At 66.4% G+C, this 22,606-nt stretch carries 15 protein-coding genes; 8 read left to right on the plus strand and 7 right to left on the minus strand.

The features are described from left to right. Nucleotides 1–45: 45 nt before the first annotated feature. Nucleotides 46–1,227, minus strand: coding sequence for an aromatic ring-hydroxylating dioxygenase subunit alpha (locus tag NMD1_RS05080; RefSeq protein WP_125953962.1), 1,182 nt, complete (start codon nt 1,225–1,227; stop codon nt 46–48). A 108-nt stretch (nt 1,228–1,335) separates the two neighbouring features. Here NMD1_RS05080 and NMD1_RS05085 point away from each other — a divergent pair, with 108 nt between their 5' ends. After that, entirely contained in the window at nt 1,336–1,950 is a 615-nt protein-coding gene (locus tag NMD1_RS05085) for a TetR family transcriptional regulator C-terminal domain-containing protein (protein WP_233497368.1), read from the plus strand. A gap of 16 nt (nt 1,951–1,966) precedes the next feature. Here NMD1_RS05085 and NMD1_RS05090 read toward each other — a convergent pair whose 3' ends face one another. The 6 genes from NMD1_RS05090 to NMD1_RS05115 all read right to left on the minus strand — a co-directional run bounded on the left by NMD1_RS05090 (nt 1,967) and on the right by NMD1_RS05115 (nt 10,313). Next, nucleotides 1,967–3,379 carry a M20/M25/M40 family metallo-hydrolase gene (locus tag NMD1_RS05090; RefSeq protein WP_125953963.1) on the minus strand — a complete coding sequence of 471 codons (1,413 nt, stop codon included), beginning with the start codon at nt 3,377–3,379 and terminating at the stop codon, nt 1,967–1,969. A gap of 135 nt (nt 3,380–3,514) precedes the next feature. Beyond that, nucleotides 3,515–4,369 (minus strand): p-hydroxycinnamoyl CoA hydratase/lyase, encoded by an 855-nt coding sequence (locus tag NMD1_RS05095; RefSeq protein WP_124809336.1) that lies wholly within the window; start codon nt 4,367–4,369, stop codon nt 3,515–3,517. Between the two features lie 45 nt (nt 4,370–4,414). Further along, entirely contained in the window at nt 4,415–5,815 is a 1,401-nt protein-coding gene (locus NMD1_RS05100; protein ID WP_125953964.1) for an aldehyde dehydrogenase, read from the minus strand. A 399-nt stretch (nt 5,816–6,214) separates the two neighbouring features. After that, the gene (locus tag NMD1_RS05105) at nt 6,215–7,198 is read right to left on the minus strand and encodes an NADPH:quinone oxidoreductase family protein (protein ID WP_125954151.1); all 984 of its coding nucleotides are present in this window, start codon (nt 7,196–7,198) and stop codon (nt 6,215–6,217) included. 615 nt (nt 7,199–7,813) lie between these two features. Then, entirely contained in the window at nt 7,814–8,734 is a 921-nt protein-coding gene (locus tag NMD1_RS05110) for a response regulator (RefSeq protein ID WP_125953965.1), read from the minus strand. Between the two features lies 1 nt (nt 8,735). Beyond that, a complete protein-coding gene (locus tag NMD1_RS05115; RefSeq protein WP_223806623.1) occupies nt 8,736–10,313 on the minus strand; it encodes an ATP-binding protein in 1,578 nt (525 codons plus the stop codon). 370 nt (nt 10,314–10,683) lie between these two features. Between NMD1_RS05115 and NMD1_RS21350 the strand changes: the two genes are divergently transcribed. From NMD1_RS21350 to NMD1_RS05150, 7 genes are all read left to right on the plus strand, one after another. Continuing rightward, nucleotides 10,684–10,863: a hypothetical protein gene (locus NMD1_RS21350; protein WP_194918562.1), complete on the plus strand. Its 180-nt coding sequence runs from the start codon at nt 10,684–10,686 to the stop codon at nt 10,861–10,863. Between the two features lie 302 nt (nt 10,864–11,165). Then, nucleotides 11,166–13,202, plus strand: coding sequence for a TonB-dependent siderophore receptor (locus tag NMD1_RS05125; RefSeq protein WP_125953967.1), 2,037 nt, complete (start codon nt 11,166–11,168; stop codon nt 13,200–13,202). Between the two features lie 453 nt (nt 13,203–13,655). Beyond that, nucleotides 13,656–16,067 (plus strand): glycogen/starch/alpha-glucan phosphorylase, encoded by a 2,412-nt coding sequence (locus NMD1_RS05130; RefSeq protein WP_125953968.1) that lies wholly within the window; start codon nt 13,656–13,658, stop codon nt 16,065–16,067. 8 nt (nt 16,068–16,075) lie between these two features. Beyond that, nucleotides 16,076–18,244 carry a 1,4-alpha-glucan branching protein GlgB gene (gene glgB / locus NMD1_RS05135; protein ID WP_125953969.1) on the plus strand — a complete coding sequence of 723 codons (2,169 nt, stop codon included), beginning with the start codon at nt 16,076–16,078 and terminating at the stop codon, nt 18,242–18,244. A 19-nt stretch (nt 18,245–18,263) separates the two neighbouring features. After that, the gene (gene glgC / locus NMD1_RS05140; RefSeq protein WP_124809345.1) at nt 18,264–19,526 is read left to right on the plus strand and encodes a glucose-1-phosphate adenylyltransferase; all 1,263 of its coding nucleotides are present in this window, start codon (nt 18,264–18,266) and stop codon (nt 19,524–19,526) included. Then, entirely contained in the window at nt 19,523–20,977 is a 1,455-nt protein-coding gene (gene glgA / locus NMD1_RS05145; protein WP_125953970.1) for a glycogen synthase GlgA, read from the plus strand. The genes glgC and glgA overlap by 4 nt, the downstream gene beginning before the upstream one ends. Then, nucleotides 20,974–22,602: an alpha-D-glucose phosphate-specific phosphoglucomutase gene (locus NMD1_RS05150; protein ID WP_125953971.1), complete on the plus strand. Its 1,629-nt coding sequence runs from the start codon at nt 20,974–20,976 to the stop codon at nt 22,600–22,602. The genes glgA and NMD1_RS05150 overlap by 4 nt, the downstream gene beginning before the upstream one ends. Nucleotides 22,603–22,606 lie beyond the last annotated feature (4 nt).

The following is a 22,606-nucleotide window of genomic DNA, read 5'->3' on the forward strand; positions in this document are numbered from 1 at the left end:
CTTTCTCCCCTCCCGCGTGAGGGAGGGGCCGGGGGTGGGCCTTGCTTACTTCCGGCTCCACCCTGCCGGCGGTGCCTTGTGCAGGCGCGCTTCGGGCACGATCGCGCGGATCTTGCGCGCGAAGCTGCGCAGGCAGACCTCGCTCGCGCCGATCGGACCGGCGCCATAGGTCTTCGAAGCCATGCCCTTCTGGATGCGCTCGATCAGCCAGGTATCCTCCTGGTTGACCACGCGGTTCACGCGCCAGTTGGCATAGCGCACCAGCTTCATCTCGCGCCGGTCATCGGGCAGGGCGAACGCCATTTCGCGCAGGACGGTCGTGGTCGGCGATACGGGCAGCCACTGCATGAAATCGATCTGGTCGGCATAGATATCGAACGCGATGTTCGGCCAGAGCTTGTAGTAGAGCCAGCGCTGCCGGCTTTCGGGCGGCAGATGCGGCACGTCGGGCAGGTGCGTCTGGTAGAACCGCTCCCAGAAGTTGGCGGACGGCTTTTCCACCAGATCGCCCTTCATGCGATCGGCCCAGCCGTGGTCGGAAATCTCGTAGGAGCGGCCGAAGATGCGCGTCAGCCCGTCGTGCGCCACCGGGATGTGCAGGTTGTCGGAATAGTTGTCGCCCACGTTCTTCCAGTTCACCGCACGTTCGCGCAGGCGCACGTCGGAAATGCGCCGCATTTCCTCAAAGCGATAGGGCGCGACCTCTTCCTCGAACGGCGCCATCATTTCCGCGACGGACGGGAAGCCCCGGTCCTCCAGCCGCACGAACACGAAGCCACGCCATACCTCCACCGAAACCGGGGCCAGGCCGTTCTCTTCCAGCTTCAGCGCCGGATAGTCCGATTTCATCGGCACGCCCGAAAGGCGCCCGTCGGTTTCGAACACCCAGGCGTGATAGGGGCAGACGAACTTCTTCACGCACCCGGCATGGCCTTCGACCAGCCGCATCGCGCGGTGGCGGCAGACGTTGGTGAAGGCGCGGATCTGCCCATCGTCCCCGCGCACGGCCACCACGCTTTCGCCAAGGTATTCCAGCGTGCGGTATTCGCCGGGGAGCGCAATATCGCTTTCATGGCACACGATCTGCCAGGACGGGCGGAGCACCTTGTCCATTTCCAGCGCGAAATATTCGGGATCGGTGTAGAGCCAGCCCGGCAGGCTCCAATCGGCGTCGGGATCGACATCCGCGGACGAAATGCTTTCGAAGGCAGACGACAGGTCACCCATGGTTCAATCTCCGCGTTTCCCACGACATCGCAGATGCCGGTGTTCCGAATCCGCCACCGAATCCGTCCCGCCGACAGCTTGTTGAACGAACGTACAACAAAAGGTAGAATGCGCAAGATGAAAGAGCCGGCCTTCAAACGCGCCGAACCCGACGCCCGGCGGCAGAGCCTGATCGAAGCCTGCGCGCGCGTGCTGGGCCGCGTCGGCACCGCCGGTGCCAGCGTGCGCGCGATCGCGCAGGAGGCGGGCGTTTCGCCGGGCCTCGTCAACCATTACTTCGACGGTGTGGATGCGCTGGTCGCGGCGACTTACGCCCATGTCGACGGCATGGTGACCGGCGCGCTCGACGCTGCGGTGGGCGAGGCCGGACCGGATGCGCGCGACCGGCTCGACGCGTTCGTCACCGCCAGCTTCGCGCCGGGCATCGCCGACCGGCAATTGCTGGCGACATGGGTCGCGTTCTGGGGCCTCGTCACCGCGCGGCCCGACATCGCCCGCCAGCACGACGAACAGTACGCCGGTTTCCGCGAACGGCTGGAAGGCCTGCTGGCCGGCTGCGGCGTCCCCGCCAGCGAACTGCGCCGCGCCGCCATCGCGGTCACGGCGCTGGTCGACGGCCTGTGGCTCGAACTGTGCCTGTCGCCCGGCTGCTTTGCGGTGGAGGAAGCGAGCGGGATCGCCCGCCGCTTCCTCGATACGATCGTGCCGCCCCGGCCAGCCTGATGCCGGACGCGAGAGCCTACTTGCTCAGGTCGGTCAGCACGCTCAGGTAATACGCCACGCCGGGGCGGATATTGCTGAGCCGGATGCGCTCGTTGAGCCCGTGCGAAAACTCCTCCGACACCTTCCCGAACACCGGGCTGGCGCCATAGCTGGGCACGCCGACATGGCGGAACCACATCGAATCCGATGCGCCCGACGATTGCGAGGGGAACACCGCCACGCCCGGATAGACCTTCGCCATCGCCTTCTCCACCGCCGCGGTGAAATCGGGCCGCATCGGCGATGCCGGGGTGGCCACCGATCCCTCGGTCACATCCGAGAACTTGACGGCGGGCGAAGCGGCGACCTTCTCCAGTTCCGCCATGATCTCGGGCAGCGGATGTCCGGGGAAGATGCGGCAGTTGATATTGGCGGTGGCGCGTTGCGGCAGGGCGTTCAGCGCGTGTCCGCCGTTGACCATCGTGGGCACGCAGGTCGTGCCGATCATGCCCACGGTCGCCGGGTTGGCGCGCAGCGTGGCGATGGCGGCTTCGTCCCGGGGGTTGGCGGCGAAGGCGCGCTTCGCGGCCGCGATTTTCGGATCGCTATCGAACTTCGCCGAGCTTTCGAAGAAGGCCTTGGTCAGCGGGTTGAGTTCCGGCGTGAAATGGTAGGCGCCGATCCGTTCCAGCGCGGTCGCCAGCTGGACGATCGCGTTTTCGGCGCGCGGCGCGGAACTGTGCCCACCGGGGTTGGTCACTTCCAGCTTGAAATCGCCGTAAGTCTTTTCGGCGCCATCCCAGGTCCACAGCAATGGCTTGCCGGTCGCTTCGTCCAGCAGACCGCCCCCGCCGTCGATGTTGAGCACCAGTTCGGCGTCCTTGAGGCGTTCGGCGATGATGCCGCTGGTCTTCATCGTCGTTTCCTCGTCGCCCGAGAATTCGATGATGATCGTGCGCCTGGGCTTGTAGCCTTCGCGCCGCAGTTCGATCAGCGATGCCAGCGCCAGCGCGCCGCTGAACTTCATGTCGCTGGCGCCGCGGCCATAGAGGATGCCGTCTTCCACCACCGGCCCGAACGGATCGCGCACCCAGTCGGCGCGCTTGGCCTCGACCACGTCCATGTGCCCGGAAATGACCAGCGGCTTGAGCGCGGGATCACTGCCCTTCCAGGTGGCGATCAGGTAGGCGGTGTCGTCGACCGGCGTGATCTCGATATCGCCGTCAGCCCAGCCCGCCTTGACCAGCGTGTCCTTGTAAAGCCGCGCAACCTCTATGGTCTTGTTGCCCTCGCCGCGCACCGAACGGATCGCGATGGACTTCATTGACAGGTCAAGCGCCTGCGCTTCGGCCTGCGGATGCGTCGCCTCCTTGGCAGAGGTGGAAACCGAAGCCGCGGACAGCGCCATCACGGCGGACGCGGAAACGAGAGCGGTACGGATGATGGACATGAACAAGCGACTCCTTCGGGCGCGCACGCTGGCTTCAACCGGTTGCGGAAGCAACAATTTTTCTTGCGCCCAAAACGCAGGATGCCCCGGCCGCGCAAACGGCCGGGGCATCCATCGCTTCCGCGGGAAAGCGGATCAGCGCTTGACCTTGCTCGCGTCGAACGTGCCGAGGCCGGGCTTGAAGCTCTTTTCGTCCAGGAACTGACGGGTCGCTTCCTTGCGCGCTTCCACGCCGCCGAAGTTGTGCAGCGCTTCCTGCGCGCGGATCAGGTAATCCTGCGCGTTGTCGTAGGTCATCTCGGTCATGCGGCGCACCGCCCACTTGGTGGCGCGCAGGGCATGGCCGTCCTTCTTGCACAGCGCTTCGGCCACTTCGAGCACGCGCGCCTTGAGCTGGTCGGCGGGCACCGCCTCGGTCACCAGGCCCTGTTCCGCGGCCTGCTTGCCGGTCAGGTTCTCGCCCATCATCGCATGGTACATCGCCTTGCGCAGCGGCATGAGATCGGCTGCGACCTTCGACGCGCCGCCGCCCGGCAGGATGCCCCAGTTGATTTCCGAAAGGCCGAACTGCGCGTCTTCCGCGGCGATCGCGATGTCGCAGGCGAACAGCGGGCCATAGCCGCCGCCGAAGCACCAGCCGTTGATCATCGCGATCGTCGGCTTTTCGTACCAGCGCAGGCGTTCCCACCACGAATAGGCTTCGCGCTGCGACTTGCGGATCGCTCCGAGGCCCTGCGCCTCGGTCTCGCGGAAGTATTCCTTGAGGTCCATGCCCGCGGACCAGGCATCGCCCTCGCCGGTCAGCACCAGCACCTTCACGTCATCGCGGAATTCCAGATCGGCGATCACGCGGCCCATCTGGCGATTCAGCTTGGGGCTCATGCAATTGCGCTTTTCCGGGCGGTTGAACTTCACCCAGGCGATGCCGTTCTCGACGGTGAAGGCAACGGTATCTTCTTCGGCGCGCTCGACGGCGGGCTGGTCAGCCATGTTCTTGTCCTTTCGATGGGAATGTTCGGAAGAATGTTCGGGAAATCAGATCGGGAAGTGCCCCGGCTGGGTCTCGACCGTGATCCAGCGCAGCTCCGTGAAGCTGTCGATGCCGGCCTTGCCGCCGAAACGGCCGTAGCCCGATGCGCCGACGCCGCCGAAGGGCATCTGCGCCTCGTCGTGCACCGTCGGGCCATTGACGTGGCAGATGCCCGAATGGATGCGGCGGGCGACGGACAGGCCCTTGGCGATGTCCCTGGTGAAGACGGCGGCGGACAGGCCATATTCGCTGTCGTTAGCCAGTTCGATCGCATGTTCGGTATCGCGCGCGTGGATGACGCCAACCACCGGCCCGAAGCTTTCATCGCGGAACAGATTCATATCCTGCGTCACGCCGTCGACCACATGCGCCGGCATCAGCACGCCCTGTTCGGTTTCCCCGCCCACGAGCAGTTCGGCGCCCTGGGCCAGCGCGTCGTCGATCAGCGCGCGGCAATGCGCGACGGTCCTGGCATCGACCACCGCGCCCAGCGGCGTGGTGCCCTGGCGCGGATCGCCCACCGGCATGGCGGCGACCTTATCGCGGAAGCGGCGCGCGAATTCGTCCGCCACGGCATCGACCACGATGATCCGCTCCGTCGACATGCAGATCTGGCCCTGGTTCATGAACGCGCCGAACGCGGCCGCCTTCACCGCCTCGTCCAGATCGGCGTCTTCCAGCACCAGCAGGGGAGCCTTGCCACCCAGTTCGAGCAGGCAGGGCTTGAGATGCTCGGCCGCGCGCTTGGCGATGATCTTGCCGACCGCGGTGGAACCGGTGAAGTTGATGCGCTTCACTTCCGGCGCATCGATCAGCGCGCCCACCACCTCGGCCGCATCCGCCGGCGTGTTGGTCACCACGTTGACCACGCCATCGGGGAAGCCAGCCTCGGCAAAAGCCTCGATAATCAGCGCGTGCGTGCGCGGGCAGGTCTCGCTGGCCTTCAGGATCACGGCGTTGCCGCAGGCGAGCGGCACGGCGATGGCGCGCACGCCCAGGATGATCGGCGCATTCCACGGCGCGATGCCCAGGATCACGCCCACCGGCTCGCGCAGCGCCATCGACAGGCAGCCGGGCTTGTCCGACGGAATCACCTCGCCGGCGATCTGCGTGGTCAGCGCCGCCGCCTCGCGCACCATGCTGGCAGCAAGACCAAGGTTGAACATCGCCCAGCCGGCGGTGGCGCCGATCTCGCCCATCATCGCCTCGACGAACGCATCCTTACGCGCCTCGAGCGCGGCGGCGGCTTTCATCAGCACCGCGCGCCGGGCATTCGGCCCCATCGCCGCCCATGCCGGGTAAGCCGCGCCGGCCTTCGCCGCTATGGCGGGAATATCGCCCGCTTTCATGGCTTCCGCAGTGGAGGCGACCGCGCCCGTCAGGGGGTTCAAACGTTCGAAGATCATGAGCGACTCTCCCAATATGTTATATTTCATAGCAATTGAGTCGGGGCATGGCAATGCCTCGCCGCATGTCGTGCCTGCAGGTGCGAAACCCCGGGCGAAAAGCCGCGAAGTGTTCCGTTTCAGAATTGCATCGGCCGCACCGGACCGCGTGAGCCGCAATTGGCGCATACGAATGAACGCCGTGTTTTAACGCTTTTTTCGCCGCGCCATTCCGGGAAATGCCTGCATTTCGGCGCCAATAAGTGCAAAAAACGCAATCGTTCCGTTAACTTTCGCACTTGCGCTGAAACGGTCTGAAACGCACATAGGGCGGGCCTTTCAGGCATCCTCTCCCAAACTATTCAGGGCCGCCCGGCAACGGAGCGGCCCTTTTTTTGCGCCCACTCCTGCCTCGCGGAATCAATCCGCGTGCGGCAACAGCACCGTGCGTCCGATGACCGTACGGGTTTCCATCGCCTCGAAGGCCTCGCGCCAGCGCGACAGCGCAAGCGCAGCGTGAACATGCGGACGAATGCGTCCTTCTCCGGCCAGCCTGACGATGGCCGCCACGTTTTCCTGCCCGAGATCGGGAAAGCGGCGTCCGAACTCCCCGGCGCGCACCCCCACCACCGAAAAGCCCTTGATCAGCGGAATGTTGGCACGGATGTCCGGAATCCGGCCACTGGCGAACCCGACCACCAGCAGGCGGCCGCCGAACGCGATGCAGCGCGTCGATTCGTCGAACGCATCGCCCCCGACCGGATCATAGACAAGGTCGGCGCCGCGTCCGCCGGTGATTTCGAGCACGGCCTCGCGAAAGCCGACCGGGCCGGCGAGCACATGCTCCGGCGCATAGAGGTCGGCGATGCGCCGGCGCTTTTCCTCGCTGGAGGCGACGGCGATCACCCGCAGCCCTAGCGCGCGCGCCAGATCGACCGCGGCCAGCCCCACCCCGCCGGCCGCGCCGTGGATCAGCACCCATTGCCCCGGCTGCGCCGCTCCGCACCGCACCAGGGCGACCCAGGCCGTAAGATAAGCCGCCCGCAACGCGGCCGCTTCGGGGAACGACAGCGCATCGGGCATCGGCACGATCGCATCGGTGGCGTGGACGCCGAATTGCGCGCACCCCCCGGTCAAACCGCCGACGATGACCCGTGCGCCCTCATCCCATTCCGCGCCGGCGCCCACGGCCACCACCGTCCCCGCCGCCTCCATGCCCGGCACGAACGGCAACGGCGGCTTCGCCTGATAGCCGCCGCGCGTCATCAGCAGGTCGGGAAAACCCAGCGCCGCCGCCTCGATCCGGACCAGCACCTGCCCGTCGCCCGGTTCGGGAACGGGCCTGGCGACGATGCCAAGGCCGGTCAGATCAGGCGTCAGCGTGGATACCTCAAGGGCCTGCATGGTCATCATAGCGCGCTTCTCCCACGCCCCTGATGGACGAGCGACGTTGCGCGGGCAAGGTTGGCGGAAACCGGCTATGACGGATTTTTGCACGCTCCCCTTGTCGATCCGGACATCGCTGCATAGCTTGGTTTTCTATCCCGCACAGGGTTGCCATCGCGGCCGGTTCGAGACCGGGCGCGATTGAAAAGCATAAAAGCGTTCGCAGGAATTGGTGTTGTGGAAAGTGCCGCTGCCCCGGGGGCGGATCGCCGCTTTCAGGTCTCGCGGACCGGCGCATGATCCGGCGCGACCACCACGCCAAGCGTGCCGGACGCGGAGATCACCCGCTGGACTGCCGCCGGACTACCCTGGGTCCCGACAGGCCGACGGGCAGGGCAGGGCCGGATCGCGATCGTGTTTTCCCTTGCGATCCGGCGCTGTTTCAAAAAGGCGTTTATGCTTTTTTGCAAACGCACCATCGTCATTGCGAGGAGACGCAGTCGACGAAGCAATCCAGAGTCACGCTCAAGCCGCTCGGGATTGCTTCGCTACGCTCGCAATGACGAACTCATAGAGTAAGAATTTGCAAGCGACGCAATCGTCTTCAGAGCCGGGGCAAGGGCGGGCCTCCGGCTACTGGCCGATGCTCTTGATCGCGATCGCCGCCGCCGCCGCGCGCGTTTCCACGCCCAGCTTTTCGTAGATGCGTTCCAGATGCTTCTGCACCGTGCGCGGGCTGATCGACAGCACGTCACTGATCACGTTGTTGGACTTGCCATAGCTGATCCACAGCAGCACTTCCGCCTCGCGATCGGTCAGCCCCAGCCGCGCCTGCAACCGGGCCACATCGACCTGCGGGTTCAGTTCGTTCAGGCGGATCAGCACCTCGTTTTCGCGGTACTGGGCCACCAGCACCAGTTCCAGCGCGCTGTCACCCTGCTCCAAGCGGACCGAGGCGCCGCGCGCATCCTTGCGCGTCAGCAGCCGCTCCACCGTGCTGCGCAGGGCAACGGGCAATTGCGCGTCCTCCTTGCTCCAGCCGGGCTCGACGCGGTTGATCGCCTGTTCCGCCATGGGCGTACACCACAGCAGGAAGCCACGCGTGTCGGTGGCCATCATGAGGCGACCGGTGGCATCCAGTCCGGTCGTGCTGGCCTGGACCGCGCGCGCGTGGCCCATGTGAACGCGCACGCGCGCCAGCAGTTCGTGCACGTTCACCGGCTTGCGGACATAGTCCACGCCGCCCACCTCGAACCCTTCGATCACGTGCTCGCTCTCGGTGAGGCCGGTCATGAAGATCACGGGCACGTGCGCGGTTTCGGGGTTTGCCTTGATGCGCGCGGTGGTCTCGAAGCCGTCCATGCCGGGCATCACCGCGTCCATCAGCACCAGATCGGGCACAACGTGACCCAGCAGGTCCAGCGCCGCCGCGCCCGATGTCGCCACCAGCACGGTGATCCCGCCCGCTTCCAGCGTATCGGTCAGCAGGCGCAGCGAATCCGCTTCGTCATCGACGACGAGCACGGTGTCACGACGAATCGGCCGCTGATCCATGTCAGAGGCCCTCAAGGGTCTTGGCGAGACCCGACAAGTCGAACCGATCCAGACAGTTGTACAGCGCCTCGACCAGTTCGCGCGCGTCCGGCTGAGCCGCCTCAAGCTTCCTAATTTCGGCTTCCATGCCCCTTACATGCCCGATCCGCAGCAGTTCGCGCAACTTTTCAACATGTTCGCGCGCCGCTTCCGACAGCGGCAGCGCGGGCGAGCCGCCCACCTCCGCCGGGGCATCCCCCTCGTATATCCACTCCAGCTTCAGGCGCGCGCCGATAGCATCGACCAGCGCCCCGAACTCGATCGGCTTCACCAGAAACAGGTCGTGATCGCGCGCGCCGGTGTCTGGCCCGTGGCGTTCATGGGCGTTGGCCGAGAGCATGATGACGCCCATCGCGTGATCCCGCGTGCGCCGCAGACGCGCCGCCACTTCCCACCCGGACAGGCCGGGCATGGACACATCGAGCAGAACGAGATCGAACGCGCGCGCATCGCTCAGCGCCAGCGCGGTGGCCCCGTCGGGGGCCAGTGTCACCTCGAATCCGATGCCTTCGAGAACCCGGCGCATCAATGCGCGCTGTTCCGGGTCGTCATCGGTCACCAGCACCGAACGGCGGTGCCCCTCGTAGCCGATCACCCGCCGCGCCGCTGCGGAGGTTTCGCGATAGCCGGCGACATGCCCCAGCATCAGCCGCACGCGGAAGCACGATCCCTGCCCCGGGGTGCTGTCAAGTTCCAGCGTCCCGCCCAGGATCTGGAGAATCGCGCGGGTGATCGCCAGGCCCAGACCCGCGCCATCCTGCGGCCGGCCGCTCTCGCCAGCGCGCTCGTAGCGGGTGAAGATGCGCTCGCGGTCCGCCTCGGCGATGCCCGGCCCGGTGTCGATCACCTCGAACACCGCCGTCTGCCCGGACCATGCCACGCGCAGGGTCACAGTCCCGGTCTCGGTGAACTTGATCGCGTTCGACAGCAGGTTGATCAGCACCTGCCGCAGGCGCTTCTGATCGGTCCGCACGAATTCCGGCAGCCGTTCGGGCAGTTCGCAGCGGAAGGCCAGGCCCTTCACCGCCGCCGACGGCCGGAACATCGAGACGATCTGGTCGATCAGCGCCGGCAGCCGCACCACTTCGCTGTTCACCCGCAACACGCCGTTTTCGACCAGCGAGATGTCCAGCAGCCCCTCGACAAGATTGGTGAGGTGTTCGGCGCTGCGCCGGATGACGCGGGCCGCTTCCTGCGGGTCGACCCCCGCTTCATGCTCCACGAGTTGGGCGTAGCCATAGATCGCGTTCAGTGGAGAGCGGATTTCATGGCTGACATTGGCCAGATAGCGGCTCTTGGCCGCATTGGCGGCCTCGGCGGCTTCCTTGTCGCGCAGCAGGTCCACCAGTTCCGGAACGGTGTCGACCGGGCTGTTGACGGGCGCGGAAACCCTGCCGCTGCGCCAGCCCAGAACCGCAACGCCGGCAAGGCACAGCACGGCCAGCGCCGCGAGGACGTGAAACAGCGTCGAACCGTTCTCGAAAAGCTCGGCCCCGACGATGAGCGCGACCGCGGCCAGCGCGCAAACCGCCAGCGCCACAGCGCGGGGTGCGGGGAAGTGTCCGCCCTGCAGGAATGACCAAGCGCTCGCGCGTGACCGCGGGCCACGCCAAGCAGCGTCAGCTCCGGACGGCAGGCGATGCGGCATCGCGTTCAAAGGTCCCTCACCCTGAACGGCGGTATGGCAGTTCCTAATCTGTCAGGGGACACGGCATTATGCGCCGGCCCCCTCCCCAACGCATCGGACATTGTACTTTATCGACCCCAGGCGCCGGGCATTGTGTGTTGCGCCATTTTGGATTGTGCATCGCAAACGCGATGAACTCAACCCCTCCCGAACAGATTCAGGACGATTGTACGAAATCGGGAACGGGCACAAAAATGCCCGATCGCGCGGAGGTTCAGATCAGATGATCACGCTGCAGGCGCTGGAGCAGCCGGATCGCGACGGAATGGCGAATCGCCTTTCCTTCCCGCAGCTTAACCCACGTATTCAGGCCGATTCCGAAGTTCGCTTGGATCACTTCGGGCTTCTGGCAGTGGATCACCGACGCCATCCGAGCAACGACATCGGGCTCGACATGGGTTAGCCTTTGAGCGGACATATTTCCTCGCACAGTGTTACGATCTGGCAAAAGAGTATTATGAGATAGAGCATTCAACATACGTCATTTGCCGAATGCTCAACCGCCGCGACTCGCCCTAGTGAGTGGAAGTTTCCGCACCGCACCATGCCAGAGCGGGCCGCAGGCGCCCGCAAAATGCCCTCCGCAGCGCGAATCCGGCTGGCGAAACGCCCGCATTCGGCTAGGCGTGCCGACGCGCCTTTCCCGGTGCCCCGGGAGGCCTTCGTCCGGCCGGTTCCCGGAACCAAGAGGAGTTGAGTTCGCCCATGCGGCCGTTTGCCCGCCCTGCCCTTGCCTTGCCGCTTGCCGCACTCCTGCCAACCATCGCCCCGGCGCAGGAGGCACCCGCCGATGCGTCGCAAGGTCCGGCGCAGGCGATCGTCGTCACCGGTCGCGGACTGATCGATGCGCCCGCCACCGCGGCCTACGACGTCCAGCAGATCGACCGCGAAAAGCTGCTGCTCGCGGCATCGGGCCGGATCGAGGACGCGCTGTCCTCGGCGGCGGGCTTCCAGCAGTTCCGCCGTTCCGACAGCCGCTCGTCCAACCCGTCATCGCAAGGGGTCACGCTGCGCGCGCTCGGCGGCAACGCCACCAGCCGCACGCTCGTCCTGCTCGATGGCGTGCCCATGGCGGACCCGTTTTTCGGCTATATCCCGTTGAGCGCCATCGCGCCCGAGCGGCTGGCCTCGGCGCGTGTCACACGCGGGGGCGGCGCGGGCGCGTTCGGTGCGGGCGCGGTGGCGGGCACGATCGAACTGAGCAGCGCGAATGCCGATCAGCTCGGCCTCGTCAGCGCCAGCGCGCTGGCCAACGATCGGGGCGAAACGGAAACATCCGGCACCTTCGCGCCGAAGCTGGGTCAGGGCTTCGCCGTGGTCAGCGGTCGCTGGGATCGCGGCCAGGGCTTCTGGACCACCCCGGTGGCGCAGCGCGTGCCCGCCAGCGTGCGGGCGCGGTACGAAAGCTGGTCGGCCGGCATCCGCGGCGTCGCGCCGGTCGGTCCCGATACCGAGCTTCAAGTCCGTCTGCTGGCCTTCGAGGACAACCGCACCCTCCGCTTCGCTGGCGCGGACACGGGATCGAGCGGGCAGGACGCCAGCCTGCGCCTGATCGGGCGGGGGCGCTGGCAGTTCGATGTCCTCACCTACGTTCAGGCGCGCGATTTCAACAATATCGCCATCAGCTCCACCAGCTATCGCAAGACGCTGGACCAGCGCCGCACCCCCACAACCGGATGGGGCGGCAAGGCCGAACTGCGCCCGCCGGTGGGCGGCGCGCACGTGCTGCGGCTGGGCACGGACTGGCGCGTGGCATCGGGCGAAGGGATCGAGGATGCTTATAACGCGACGACCGGCGCGGTCACCGCGCGTCGCCGCGCCGGAGGGCGCAACAGCGATGTCGGGCTGTTCGCCGAAGACGACTGGACGCTTGGCCCGGTGATCCTCACCGCCGGGGCACGGGCGGACCGCTGGACCATTGCCGACGGGCATCTCGTCACCAGCAACGCGGCGGGCGTGTTCACCGGCACTGCGACGTATGCCAACCGCGCGGGATGGACCGGCAGTTTCCGGGGCGGCGCGGTGATCCATGCGGGCCATGGCCTTGCCCTGCGCGCCGCCGCCTACACCGGGCTGCGCCAGCCGACGCTGAACGAACTCTATCGCACCTTCACCGTGTTTCCCATCGTGACACAGGCCAACCCCGGCCTGCGCAACGAACGGCTGGTCGGCTATCAGGCCGGCTTCGATTTCACCCCGATTCCGGCCGTGACCTTCACGTTTACCGCCTTCCAGGACCGGGTGGAACACGCCATCGCCAATGTAACGGTCGCCACCAACACCCGCCAGCGCCAGAACGTCGATGCCATCCGCGCGCGCGGGCTGGAGCTGGGCACGTCGGTCAAGCTGGGGCAGTTCGCGTTCGACGGATCGCTGGCGCTCACCGACGCCAAGGTCGAAGCCAGCGGCGCGGCGTTCGCGCTCAACGGCCTCCGCCCCGCGCAGACGCCGAAGATCGCCGCCAGCGGCACGCTGTCATGGCAGCCCGCCCCGCGCTGGACGCTGGCGATGACGCTGCGCCATGTCGGCGCGCAATACGAGGACGATCTCCAGACCGACACGCTGAAAGCCGCGACGACACTGGACGCCTTCGCCCGCGTGCCACTGGCGGGGCCGTTCAGCCTGATCCTGCGCGGGGAGAACCTGACCGATGCCGAGATCGTGACCCGCAACGCCGCCGGTTCGATCGATCTTGGCACGCCGCGCACGGTCTGGGCGGGGCTGCGCGTCGACATCCGCTGAACGCGCGCAGACGTATTTCCCGCGCCGCATGGGCAGACATAGCCCATGCGGCCGCGTAGGGGGATCATGACGACAAGATCCGCGCCGGCATCGCCGCCGGCCCGAACGGGAGTGGGGGCATGAACCGAACGGGAGTGGGGGCATGAAAGCGAAGCGCTGCGCCACGGCCGGATCCAGTCTTGCACGCGCCACAATGGCTCAATTTTTTGCACCGCAGCATTATCGCGCCTTGTCGAACCGCGCTCCTCTGTCATACCCATCGATTCGGGAGAGCCTCCTGCGGGGGAGGCACCCCGGGCGGCACGGCGAAAACCGGAGGCAATCCGGAACGGGCGTGCTCCGGCGCAAGTCGGTCGGGGGGCCGGTGTCAGAGAAAGGCCGGGATAACATGCCCGGTCGGACGGACGTTTGCGTCATGCCGGTCGGCCGGGCCTTCAGGGTGGAGCTTGTTCCATGAGCCTCGAGATCACTTCCACGGCTGCCGAGATCGACGCCCATATCATCGATGTGCTGCGCCATCGCGTCGGCAAGGACGAACGCGCCGCCAAGCCGCACGACTGGTTCACCGCCACCGTGCTCACGCTGCGCGACCACGTGATCGACCGCTGGATGGAATCGACCCGCAAGACCTATGCCGAAAGCGGCAAGCGGGTCTATTATCTCAGCCTCGAATTCCTGATCGGCCGCTTGCTGCGTGACGCGCTGTCCAACATGGGCATGACGCGCGACATGGAAAAGGCGCTGCGCGAACACGGTCTGGACCTGGCCGCGCTGGAAGATCTGGAGCCGGACGCGGCGCTGGGCAACGGTGGCCTTGGCCGGCTGGCCGCGTGCTTCATGGAAAGCCTCGCCAGCCTCGACATCCCGGCCTACGGCTACGGCATCCGCTACAAGAACGGCATGTTCCGCCAGCGCATCGACGATGGCTGGCAGGTCGAGCTGCCGGAAACCTGGCTGAGCCACGGCAACCCCTGGGAGTTCGACCGGCGCGAAAGTTCCTACCGCATCGGCTTCGGCGGCGAGGTCGTCGACGATGGCGAAGGCGTGGTGTGGAAACCGGCCGAACAGATCGAAGCCTATGCCATCGATACGCCGGTGGTGGGGTACAAGGGCAAGCGCGTGAACACCCTGCGCCTGTGGACCGCCGCCGCGCTCGATCCGATCCGGCTGGACCGATTCAACGCCGGCGACCACGTGGGCGCGCTGGTGGAAGAAGCCCGCGCCGATGCGCTGGTGCGCGTGCTGTACCCCGCCGATTCCACCGCCGCCGGGCAGGAACTGCGGCTGCGGCAGGAGTTCTTCTTCACCTCCGCCTCGATCCAGGACATCGTGCGCCGCCACGCGCAATACAACGGCGACGTGCGCACCCTGCCCGACAAGGCGGCGATCCAGCTCAACGATACGCACCCCGCCGTTGCGGTCGCGGAAATCATGCGCCTGCTGCTCGACGAACACGGGCTTGAATTCAACGAGGCGTGGGACGTCACCAAGCGTACGGTCGGCTACACCAACCACACGCTGCTGCCCGAAGCGCTCGAATCCTGGCCGCTGCCGCTGTTCGAACGGTTGCTGCCGCGCCACATGCAAATCATCTACGCGATCAATTCGCGCGTGCTGCGCGAAGCGCGCAAGGCCGGGCTGGACGATGGCGCGATTTCGGCGATCAGCCTGATCGACGAAGGCGGAGAACGGCGCGTGCGCATGGCGAACCTTGCCTTCAGCGGCGCGCACAGCGTCAACGGCGTGGCCGCGCTGCACACCGAACTGATGAAGAGCACGGTCTTTTCCGACCTGCACAAGCTCTATCCCGATCGCATCAACAACAAGACCAACGGCGTCACCCCGCGCCGCTGGCTGCAGCAATGCAACCCCGGCCTGGTCTCCGTGCTGAAGGACGCCATCGGCGACGGCTTCCTCGATGACGCGGAAAAGCTGGTCGAACTGAACGCGCTGGCGGACGACAAGCTGCTGGGCGAGCGCATCGCGGAAGTGAAACGGTCGAACAAGGTGGCGCTGGCCGCGCACATCAAGGCGATCACCGGCGTACGGCTCGATCCCGATGCACTGTTCGACGTGCACATCAAGCGCATCCACGAATACAAGCGCCAGTTGCTGAACCTGATCGAGACGGTGGCGCTTTACGACGAAATCCGCAGCCACCCGGAACGCGACTGGGTTCCGCGCGTAAAGATCTTCGGTGGCAAGGCGGCGTCGAGCTATCACAACGCCAAGCTGATCATCAAACTGGCTAACGACATCGCCCGGCGCGTCAATTCCGATCCGGCCGTGGGCGGGCTGCTCAAGGTGGTGTTCGTGCCCAACTACAACGTTTCGCTGGCGGAACGGCTGATTCCGGCGGCGGACCTTTCGGAACAGATCTCCACCGCCGGCATGGAAGCATCGGGCACCGGCAACATGAAGTTCGCGCTGAACGGCGCGCTGACCATCGGCACGCTCGATGGCGCGAACATCGAGATCAAGGATCGCGTCGGCGACGACAACATCGTCATCTTCGGCCTGACGGCGGAGGAAGTGCTGGCCAAGCGCGCGCAGGGCTACAACCCGCGCGAGGTGATCGAGGGTTCGCGCGAATTGCAGCAGGCGGTGTCTGCCATCGCCACCGGCGTGTTCTCCCCCGACGATCCGGAGCGCTACGCCGGCCTGATGGGCGGCCTCTACGACAGCGACTGGTTCATGGTCGCGGCCGATTTCGACAGCTACGCCGCTGCGCAGCGCGCGGTGGATCGACGCTGGGAAGACCCGGCCGGCTGGCGGGCGGCGGCAATCCGCAACATTGCCAACGTAGGCTGGTTCTCGTCCGACCGGACGATCGCCGAATATGCCCGCGAGATCTGGGGAGTCTGAGGAGCATCATGAAGCCATCGGCGCGCGCCATCGAAGCCCTGCTCAGCGGGACGCACGCCGATCCGTTTTCGCTTCTGGGAGTGCATCAGGGTCCGGAAGGCGCGTTCGCCCGCGCCTTCCTGCCCGGTGCGGAAGAGGTGACCGCCTGTTCGCTGAAAGGCCGCAAGCTCGGCACGCTGGAACGCGTGGACGGGCGCGGTCTGTTCGAAGGCGCGGTGACGGGCAAGGCGCAGCCGGTCAAGTACCGCTGCAAGGCCAGCACGCACGAATGGTGGGTGACCGACGCGTTCTCGTTCGGCCCGGTGCTGGGGCCGCTGGACGATTTCCTGATCAACGAAGGCACCCATTTCCGCCTGTTCGACAAGATGGGCGCGCACTGCATCGAGCACGAAGGCGTGCCCGGCGTGCATTTCGCGGTCTGGGCGCCCAACGCCCGGCATGTTGCCGTGGTGGGCGATTTCAACGGCTGGGATCACCGCTGCCACCCCATGCGCAAGCGCGCGGACATCGGCGTGTGGGAGATCTTCGTGCCCGATGTGGGGCCGGGCCAAGCCTACAAGTACCGCATCGTCGGCCCGACCGGAAAGGTCCAGCCGCTCAAGGCCGACCCCTTCGCCTTCGCGTCGGAAATGCGGCCGAAAACGGCCTCGCTTACCGCGCGTCCGGCCAAGCCTGATTGGGGCGATGCCGCGCACCGCGCGCACTGGGCCTCGGTCGATGCCCGGCGCGAACCGATGTCGATCTACGAGGTTCATCCCGGATCGTGGCGCAAGCCCGGCGAGGACGCGTTCCACACCTGGGACGAACTGGCCGACCTGCTGATTCCCTATGTCGTCGACATGGGTTTTACCCATATCGAGTTCCTGCCGGTCAGCGAACATCCCTATGACCCGAGCTGGGGCTACCAGACGACCGGCCTCTACGCGCCATCCGCGCGCTTCGGCGGGCCGGACGGGTTCGCCCGCTTCGTCGATGGCGCGCACCGCGCGGGCGTGTCCGTGCTGATCGACTGGGTGCCGGCGCACTTCCCCACCGACGAGCACGGCCTTGCCCGGTTCGACGGCACCGCGCTGTACGAGCACGAAGACCCGCGGCTGGGTTTCCATCCCGACTGGAACACCGCGATCTACAACTTCGGGCGGCGCGAAGTGTCCAGCTTCCTGGTCAACAACGCGCTGTTCTGGGCCGAACAGTACCATGTCGACGGGCTGCGCGTGGATGCGGTCGCCTCGATGCTGTACCGCGATTATTCGCGCGAGGCCGGGGAATGGATTCCCAACGAACAGGGCGGGCGCGAGAACTGGGAAGCGGTGGCCTTCCTCCAGAAGATGAACAAGGCGGTCTATGGCAGCCATCCCGGCTTCGTGACCGTGGCCGAGGAATCGACCGCCTGGCCGGGGGTGACGCTGCCGGTGGGCGATGGCGGCCCCGGCGCCACCAGCCTGGGCTTCGGGTTCAAGTGGAACATGGGCTTCATGCACGATACGCTGCAGTACATGGCGCGCGAGCCGGTCCACCGCCGCTACCATCACGACGAGATCACCTTCGGTCTGGTCTATGCCTTCAGCGAGAATTTCGTGCTGCCGCTGAGCCATGACGAGGTGGTCCACGGCAAAGGCTCCCTGCTGACCAAGATGAGCGGGGACGACTGGCAGAAGTTCGCCTCGCTGCGCGCCTACTACGGAATGATGTGGGGCTATCCCGGCAAGAAGCTGCTGTTCATGGGGCAGGAATTCGCCCAGCGTCGCGAATGGAGCGAGGCGCGTTCGCTCGACTGGGAGCTGCTGGAAGCGCCCGCGCACGAGGGCGTCCGCCGCTGGGTGCGCGACATCAACCGTGCCTACACGTCCACCCCGGCTATGCACGCGCGCGATTGCGAGGCGGAAGGCTTTTCCTGGCTGGTCGTGGACGATGCGCTCGCCTCGGTCTTCGCCTGGCTGCGCAAGGCGCCGGGGCAGAAGCCGGTGGCCGTGGTCTGCAACATGACGCCCGCCGTCCACGATCACTACCGCCTGCCGCTGCCGCACGACGGCGCATGGCGCGAGGTGCTGAACAGCGACGCCGCCGTCTATGGCGGCAGCGGCCGGGGCAACATGGGCCACATCACCGCGCACGACGGCGCGGCGCTGGTGGTGCTGCCGCCGCTGGCGACACTCTATTTCGAATACGAAGGCTGAACAGAAAGGGGCAGAGGACATGGCACGGGAAACATACGGGCAGCCGCTGGCGCGCGATGCGATGGCCTATGTGCTGGCCGGGGGGCGCGGCAGCCGCCTTCGCGAACTGACCGACAACCGCGCCAAGCCGGCGGTCTATTTCGGCGGGATGAGCCGCATCATCGATTTCGCCCTGTCCAACGCGATCAATTCAGGCATCCGCCGCATCGGCGTGGCCACGCAGTACAAGGCGCATTCGCTGATCCGCCACATGCAGCGCGCGTGGAACTTCATGCGCCCAGAACGCAACGAAAGCTTCGACATCCTGCCCGCTTCGCAGCGCATCTCGGAAATGCTGTGGTACGAAGGCACCGCCGACGCGGTCTACCAGAACATCGACATCATCCAGGCCCACGCGCCGAAATACATGGTCATCCTGGCCGGCGACCACATCTACAAGATGGACTACGAGATGATGCTGCGCCAGCACGTCAACTCGGGCGCGGACGTCACGATCGGCTGCCTTGTCGTGCCGCGCAAGGACGCCACCGGTTTCGGCGTGATGGCGGTGGACGAAAACGACGCGATCACCGCCTTCGTCGAAAAGCCGAAGGACCCGCCCGGCATTCCCGGCAACCCCGGTTTCTCGCTCGCCTCCATGGGCATCTACGTGTTCGAGACGAAGTTCCTGTTCGACCAGTTGCGCCGCGATGCCGAAACCCCGGATTCGCAGCGCGATTTCGGCAACGACATCATCCCCTACATCGTGAAGCACGGGAAGGCCGTGGCTCACCGCTTCACCGCCAGCTGCATCCGCGCGGCGGAGGAGATCGAGGAATACTGGCGCGACGTGGGCACGCTGGACGCCTATTTCGAAGCCAATCTCGACCTGACCGACACCGTGCCCAAGCTGAACATGTACGATCGCGACTGGCCGATCTGGACCGACCAGATCATCGCCGCGCCCGCCAAGTTCGTGCATGACGAGGAAGGGCGGCGCGGCATGGCGATCTCCTCGCTGATCTCGCAGGACTGCATCGTTTCGGGCGCGCTGGCGCGGCGCAGCCTGCTGTTTACCGGCGTGAAGATGGGCAGTTTCTCGTCGTGCGAGGAAGCGGTGATCCTGCCCTATTGCAACATCGGGCGCGGTGCGCGGCTCAGCCGCGTGATCCTCGATTCGGGCGTGCGCATTCCCGAAGGACTGGTCGTCGGCGAGGATCCCGAACTCGACGCACGCCGCTTCCGCCGCACCGACAACGGCGTCTGCCTGATCACCAAGGACATGATAGAGCGCCTGGCATGACGATTCGCGTCCTGTCCGTCACCTCCGAAGCCGTGCCGCTGGTGAAAACCGGCGGTCTGGCCGATGTGGCCGGCGCGCTACCCGATGCATTGGCCCCGCATGGCGTGGAGATGACCACGCTGCTGCCGGGCTATCCGGCGGTGTTGAAGGCGCTTGGCAAGGCGAAGGCCATCCACGCCTGGGATTCCCTGCTGGGGGAGCCGGCGCGGCTGCTGGCCGGCAAGCTGGGCGATCATCCGCTGCTGGTGCTGGACGCGCCGCGCCTCTTCCAGCGCGAAGGCGGCCCCTATGTCGATCCCTTCGGCTACGACTGGGGCGACAACTGGCGGCGCTATGCCGCGTTCGGGCGCGCGGCGGCCGACATCGCCGGCGGCGCGGTGAAGAGGCACGGCTTCGACCTGGTTCACGCGCATGACTGGCAAGCGGGCATGGCGCTTGCCTACCTGCGGTTCGCGCCGTTCGGCGGCAAGGCCCTGCCTTCGGTGATGACCATTCACAACATGGCGTTCCAGGGCTATTTCGGAGGCGATCTGTTCCCGCTGCTCGGCCTGCCGCACCAGGCCTGGGCCATGGACGGCGTCGAATACCACGGCGGCGTCGGCTTCCTAAAGGCCGGGATGGAAGCGGCCAGCGCGGTCACCACCGTCAGCCCCACCTATGCCCGCGAAATCCGCCTGCCCGAATTCGGCATGGGTCTGGAAGGGCTGATCGTCAGCCGGGGCGATCGGGTGCGCGGCATCGTCAACGGCATCGATACGGACCAATGGAACCCGCAGGCAGATCCCGCGCTCAAGGCGAATTTCAGCGCTCGCACGCTGGCAAAGCGCGCCGCCAACAAACGGGCGCTGGAGCAGGAGTTCGCGCTGGAACCCGGCGATGGTCCGCTGTTCGTGGTGATCAGCCGGCTCACCTGGCAGAAGGGCATGGACGTCCTGCTCGAAGCGATCGACCATCTCGTCGGCATCGGCGGGCGCCTCGCCCTGCTGGGGTCGGGCGATGCGGCGCTGGAAACGGGCTTCCACCAGGCCGCCGCGCGCCATCCCGGCCGCGTCGCCGTGCGCGTCGGCTATGACGAGGCGTTGTCGCACCGGATGCAGGCGGGGGGCGACGCGATTCTCGTGCCCAGCCGCTTCGAGCCTTGCGGCCTGACCCAGCTCTATGGCCTCGCCTATGGCTGCGTGCCGGTGGTGGCGCGCACCGGCGGGCTGGCCGATACGGTGATCGACGCCAACCTTGCCGCCACCAATGCCGGCGTCGCCACGGGCATCCAGTTCACCGGCGTCCACTGGCAGGCGCTGACCGAGGCGATCAGCCGCGCCGCCGCGCTGCACCGCCAGCCAGACCTGTGGCAGAGCCTGCAACGCAATGGCATGAAAGCGGATTTCTCATGGAGCCGCAGCGGCAAGGCCTATGCCGACCTCTATTCCGAACTGATCGCGGAGGACCGATGACCGTTACCGTTCCGAGTTCGCCCTATGCCGGACAGAAGCCGGGAACGTCCGGCCTGCGCAAGAAGGTGAAGGTCTTTGCGCAGCCCAACTACGCGGAAAACTTCATCCAGGCGGTGTTCGACGTGGTGCAGCCGGCACCCGGCGCCACGTTGGTGATCGGCGGGGACGGGCGCTACCACAACCGCACCGTGATCCAGCAGGCGATCCGCATCGCCGCCGCCAACGGCTATGGCCGCGTGCTGGTGGGCAAGGGCGGGATCCTTTCGACCCCCGCCGCCAGCCACGTCATCCGCAAGTACGAGGCATCGGGCGGCCTGATCCTTTCGGCCAGCCACAACCCCGGCGGCCCGGACGAGGATTTCGGGATCAAGTACAACACCGCCAACGGCGGCCCCGCGCCCGAAAGCGTGACCGAGGCGGTCTATGCCCGCACGCAAGTGATCGACCGTTGGCTGACGGTGGATGCCGAAGACGTTGATCTCGACACCTGCGGTTCCAGCGCGGTGGCCGATACGATCGTGTCGATCATCGATCCCGTGGCGGATTATGCCGATCTCATGGAAAGGCTGTTCGATTTCGGCGCGATCCGGCAGGCCGTGGCCAGCGGCTTTACCATGGCGTTCGACGCGATGAGCGCGGTGACCGGCCCCTATGCGATCGAAATCCTCGAAAACCGGCTGGGCTTTCCGGCCGGCACCGTGCGCAACGGCACGCCGCTACCCGATTTCGGCGGGCATCATCCCGATCCGAACATGGTCCACGCCAAGGCGCTGTTCGATCAGATGTTCGCCCCCGACGCGCCCGATTTCGGCGCGGCGTCGGACGGCGATGGTGACCGCAACCTGATCGTGGGGCGCGGACGCTTCGTCACGCCGTCGGATTCGCTGGCGATGCTGGCGGCCAACGCGCACCTGGCGCCGGGCTACAGCGCGGGGCTGAAAGGCATCGCCCGCTCCATGCCCACCAGCGCGGCGGCAGACCGCGTGGCAGAAGCGCTGGGCGTGCCCTGCTTCGAGACGCCCACCGGCTGGAAGTTCTTCGGCAACCTGCTCGATGCCGGCATGGCGACGATCTGTGGCGAGGAAAGCGCCGGCACCGGATCGGACCATGTGCGCGAAAAGGACGGGCTGTGGGCGGTGCTGCTCTGGCTCAACATCCTGGCCGTGCGCGGCATCAGCGTGGACCAACTGGCGCGCGAACACTGGGCGCACTATGGCCGCAACTATTACGCGCGGCACGATTACGAAGCCCTGCCGACGGACATCGCCGACGCGCTGATCGCGGAACTGCAGGGCAAGCTGGCGACGCTGCCGGGTCAGCATTTCGGCCTGCTCACCGTCGCGCAGGCCGACAGCTTCTCGTACCTCGATCCGGTCGATGGCTCGACCAGTGCCAACCAGGGGTTGCGCGTGCTGTTCGAAGGCGGTTCGCGTATCGTGTTCCGCCTGTCCGGCACCGGCACCGAAGGCGCCACGCTGCGCGTCTATCTGGAACGCTACGAGCCCGCCGGCGGTGATCTGGACCGCGAAACGCCCGCCATGCTGGCCGACCTGATCGCGGCGGCTGACGCCGTGGCCGGCATCGTGCGCCACACAGGCCGGACGGCGCCCGACGTAGTGACGTGAGGGG

Source organism: Novosphingobium sp. MD-1, from assembly GCF_001014975.1.
In the GTDB taxonomy this organism is placed as follows: Bacteria; Pseudomonadota; Alphaproteobacteria; order Sphingomonadales; family Sphingomonadaceae; genus Novosphingobium.

Bases quoted from the DNA above. Each gene is read 5' to 3' on its own strand.
- NMD1_RS05090 (WP_125953963.1), bottom strand. From the start codon at position 3,379: ATGTCCATCATCCGTACCGCTCTCGTTTCCGCGTCCGCCGTGATGGCG.
- NMD1_RS05085 (WP_233497368.1), top strand. From the start codon at position 1,336: ATGCGCAAGATGAAAGAGCCGGCCTTCAAACGCGCCGAACCCGACGCC.
- glgB (WP_125953969.1), top strand. From the start codon at position 16,076: ATGAAGCCATCGGCGCGCGCCATCGAAGCCCTGCTCAGCGGGACGCAC.
- NMD1_RS05095 (WP_124809336.1), bottom strand. From the start codon at position 4,369: ATGGCTGACCAGCCCGCCGTCGAGCGCGCCGAAGAAGATACCGTTGCC.
- NMD1_RS05105 (WP_125954151.1), bottom strand. From the start codon at position 7,198: ATGCAGGCCCTTGAGGTATCCACGCTGACGCCTGATCTGACCGGCCTT.
- glgA (WP_125953970.1), top strand. From the start codon at position 19,523: ATGACGATTCGCGTCCTGTCCGTCACCTCCGAAGCCGTGCCGCTGGTG.
- NMD1_RS05110 (WP_125953965.1), bottom strand. From the start codon at position 8,734: ATGGATCAGCGGCCGATTCGTCGTGACACCGTGCTCGTCGTCGATGAC.
- NMD1_RS21350 (WP_194918562.1), top strand. From the start codon at position 10,684: ATGATCACGCTGCAGGCGCTGGAGCAGCCGGATCGCGACGGAATGGCG.
- NMD1_RS05080 (WP_125953962.1), bottom strand. From the start codon at position 1,227: ATGGGTGACCTGTCGTCTGCCTTCGAAAGCATTTCGTCCGCGGATGTC.
- NMD1_RS05130 (WP_125953968.1), top strand. From the start codon at position 13,656: ATGAGCCTCGAGATCACTTCCACGGCTGCCGAGATCGACGCCCATATC.
- NMD1_RS05150 (WP_125953971.1), top strand. From the start codon at position 20,974: ATGACCGTTACCGTTCCGAGTTCGCCCTATGCCGGACAGAAGCCGGGA.
- NMD1_RS05125 (WP_125953967.1), top strand. From the start codon at position 11,166: ATGCGGCCGTTTGCCCGCCCTGCCCTTGCCTTGCCGCTTGCCGCACTC.
- glgC (WP_124809345.1), top strand. From the start codon at position 18,264: ATGGCACGGGAAACATACGGGCAGCCGCTGGCGCGCGATGCGATGGCC.
- NMD1_RS05100 (WP_125953964.1), bottom strand. From the start codon at position 5,815: ATGATCTTCGAACGTTTGAACCCCCTGACGGGCGCGGTCGCCTCCACT.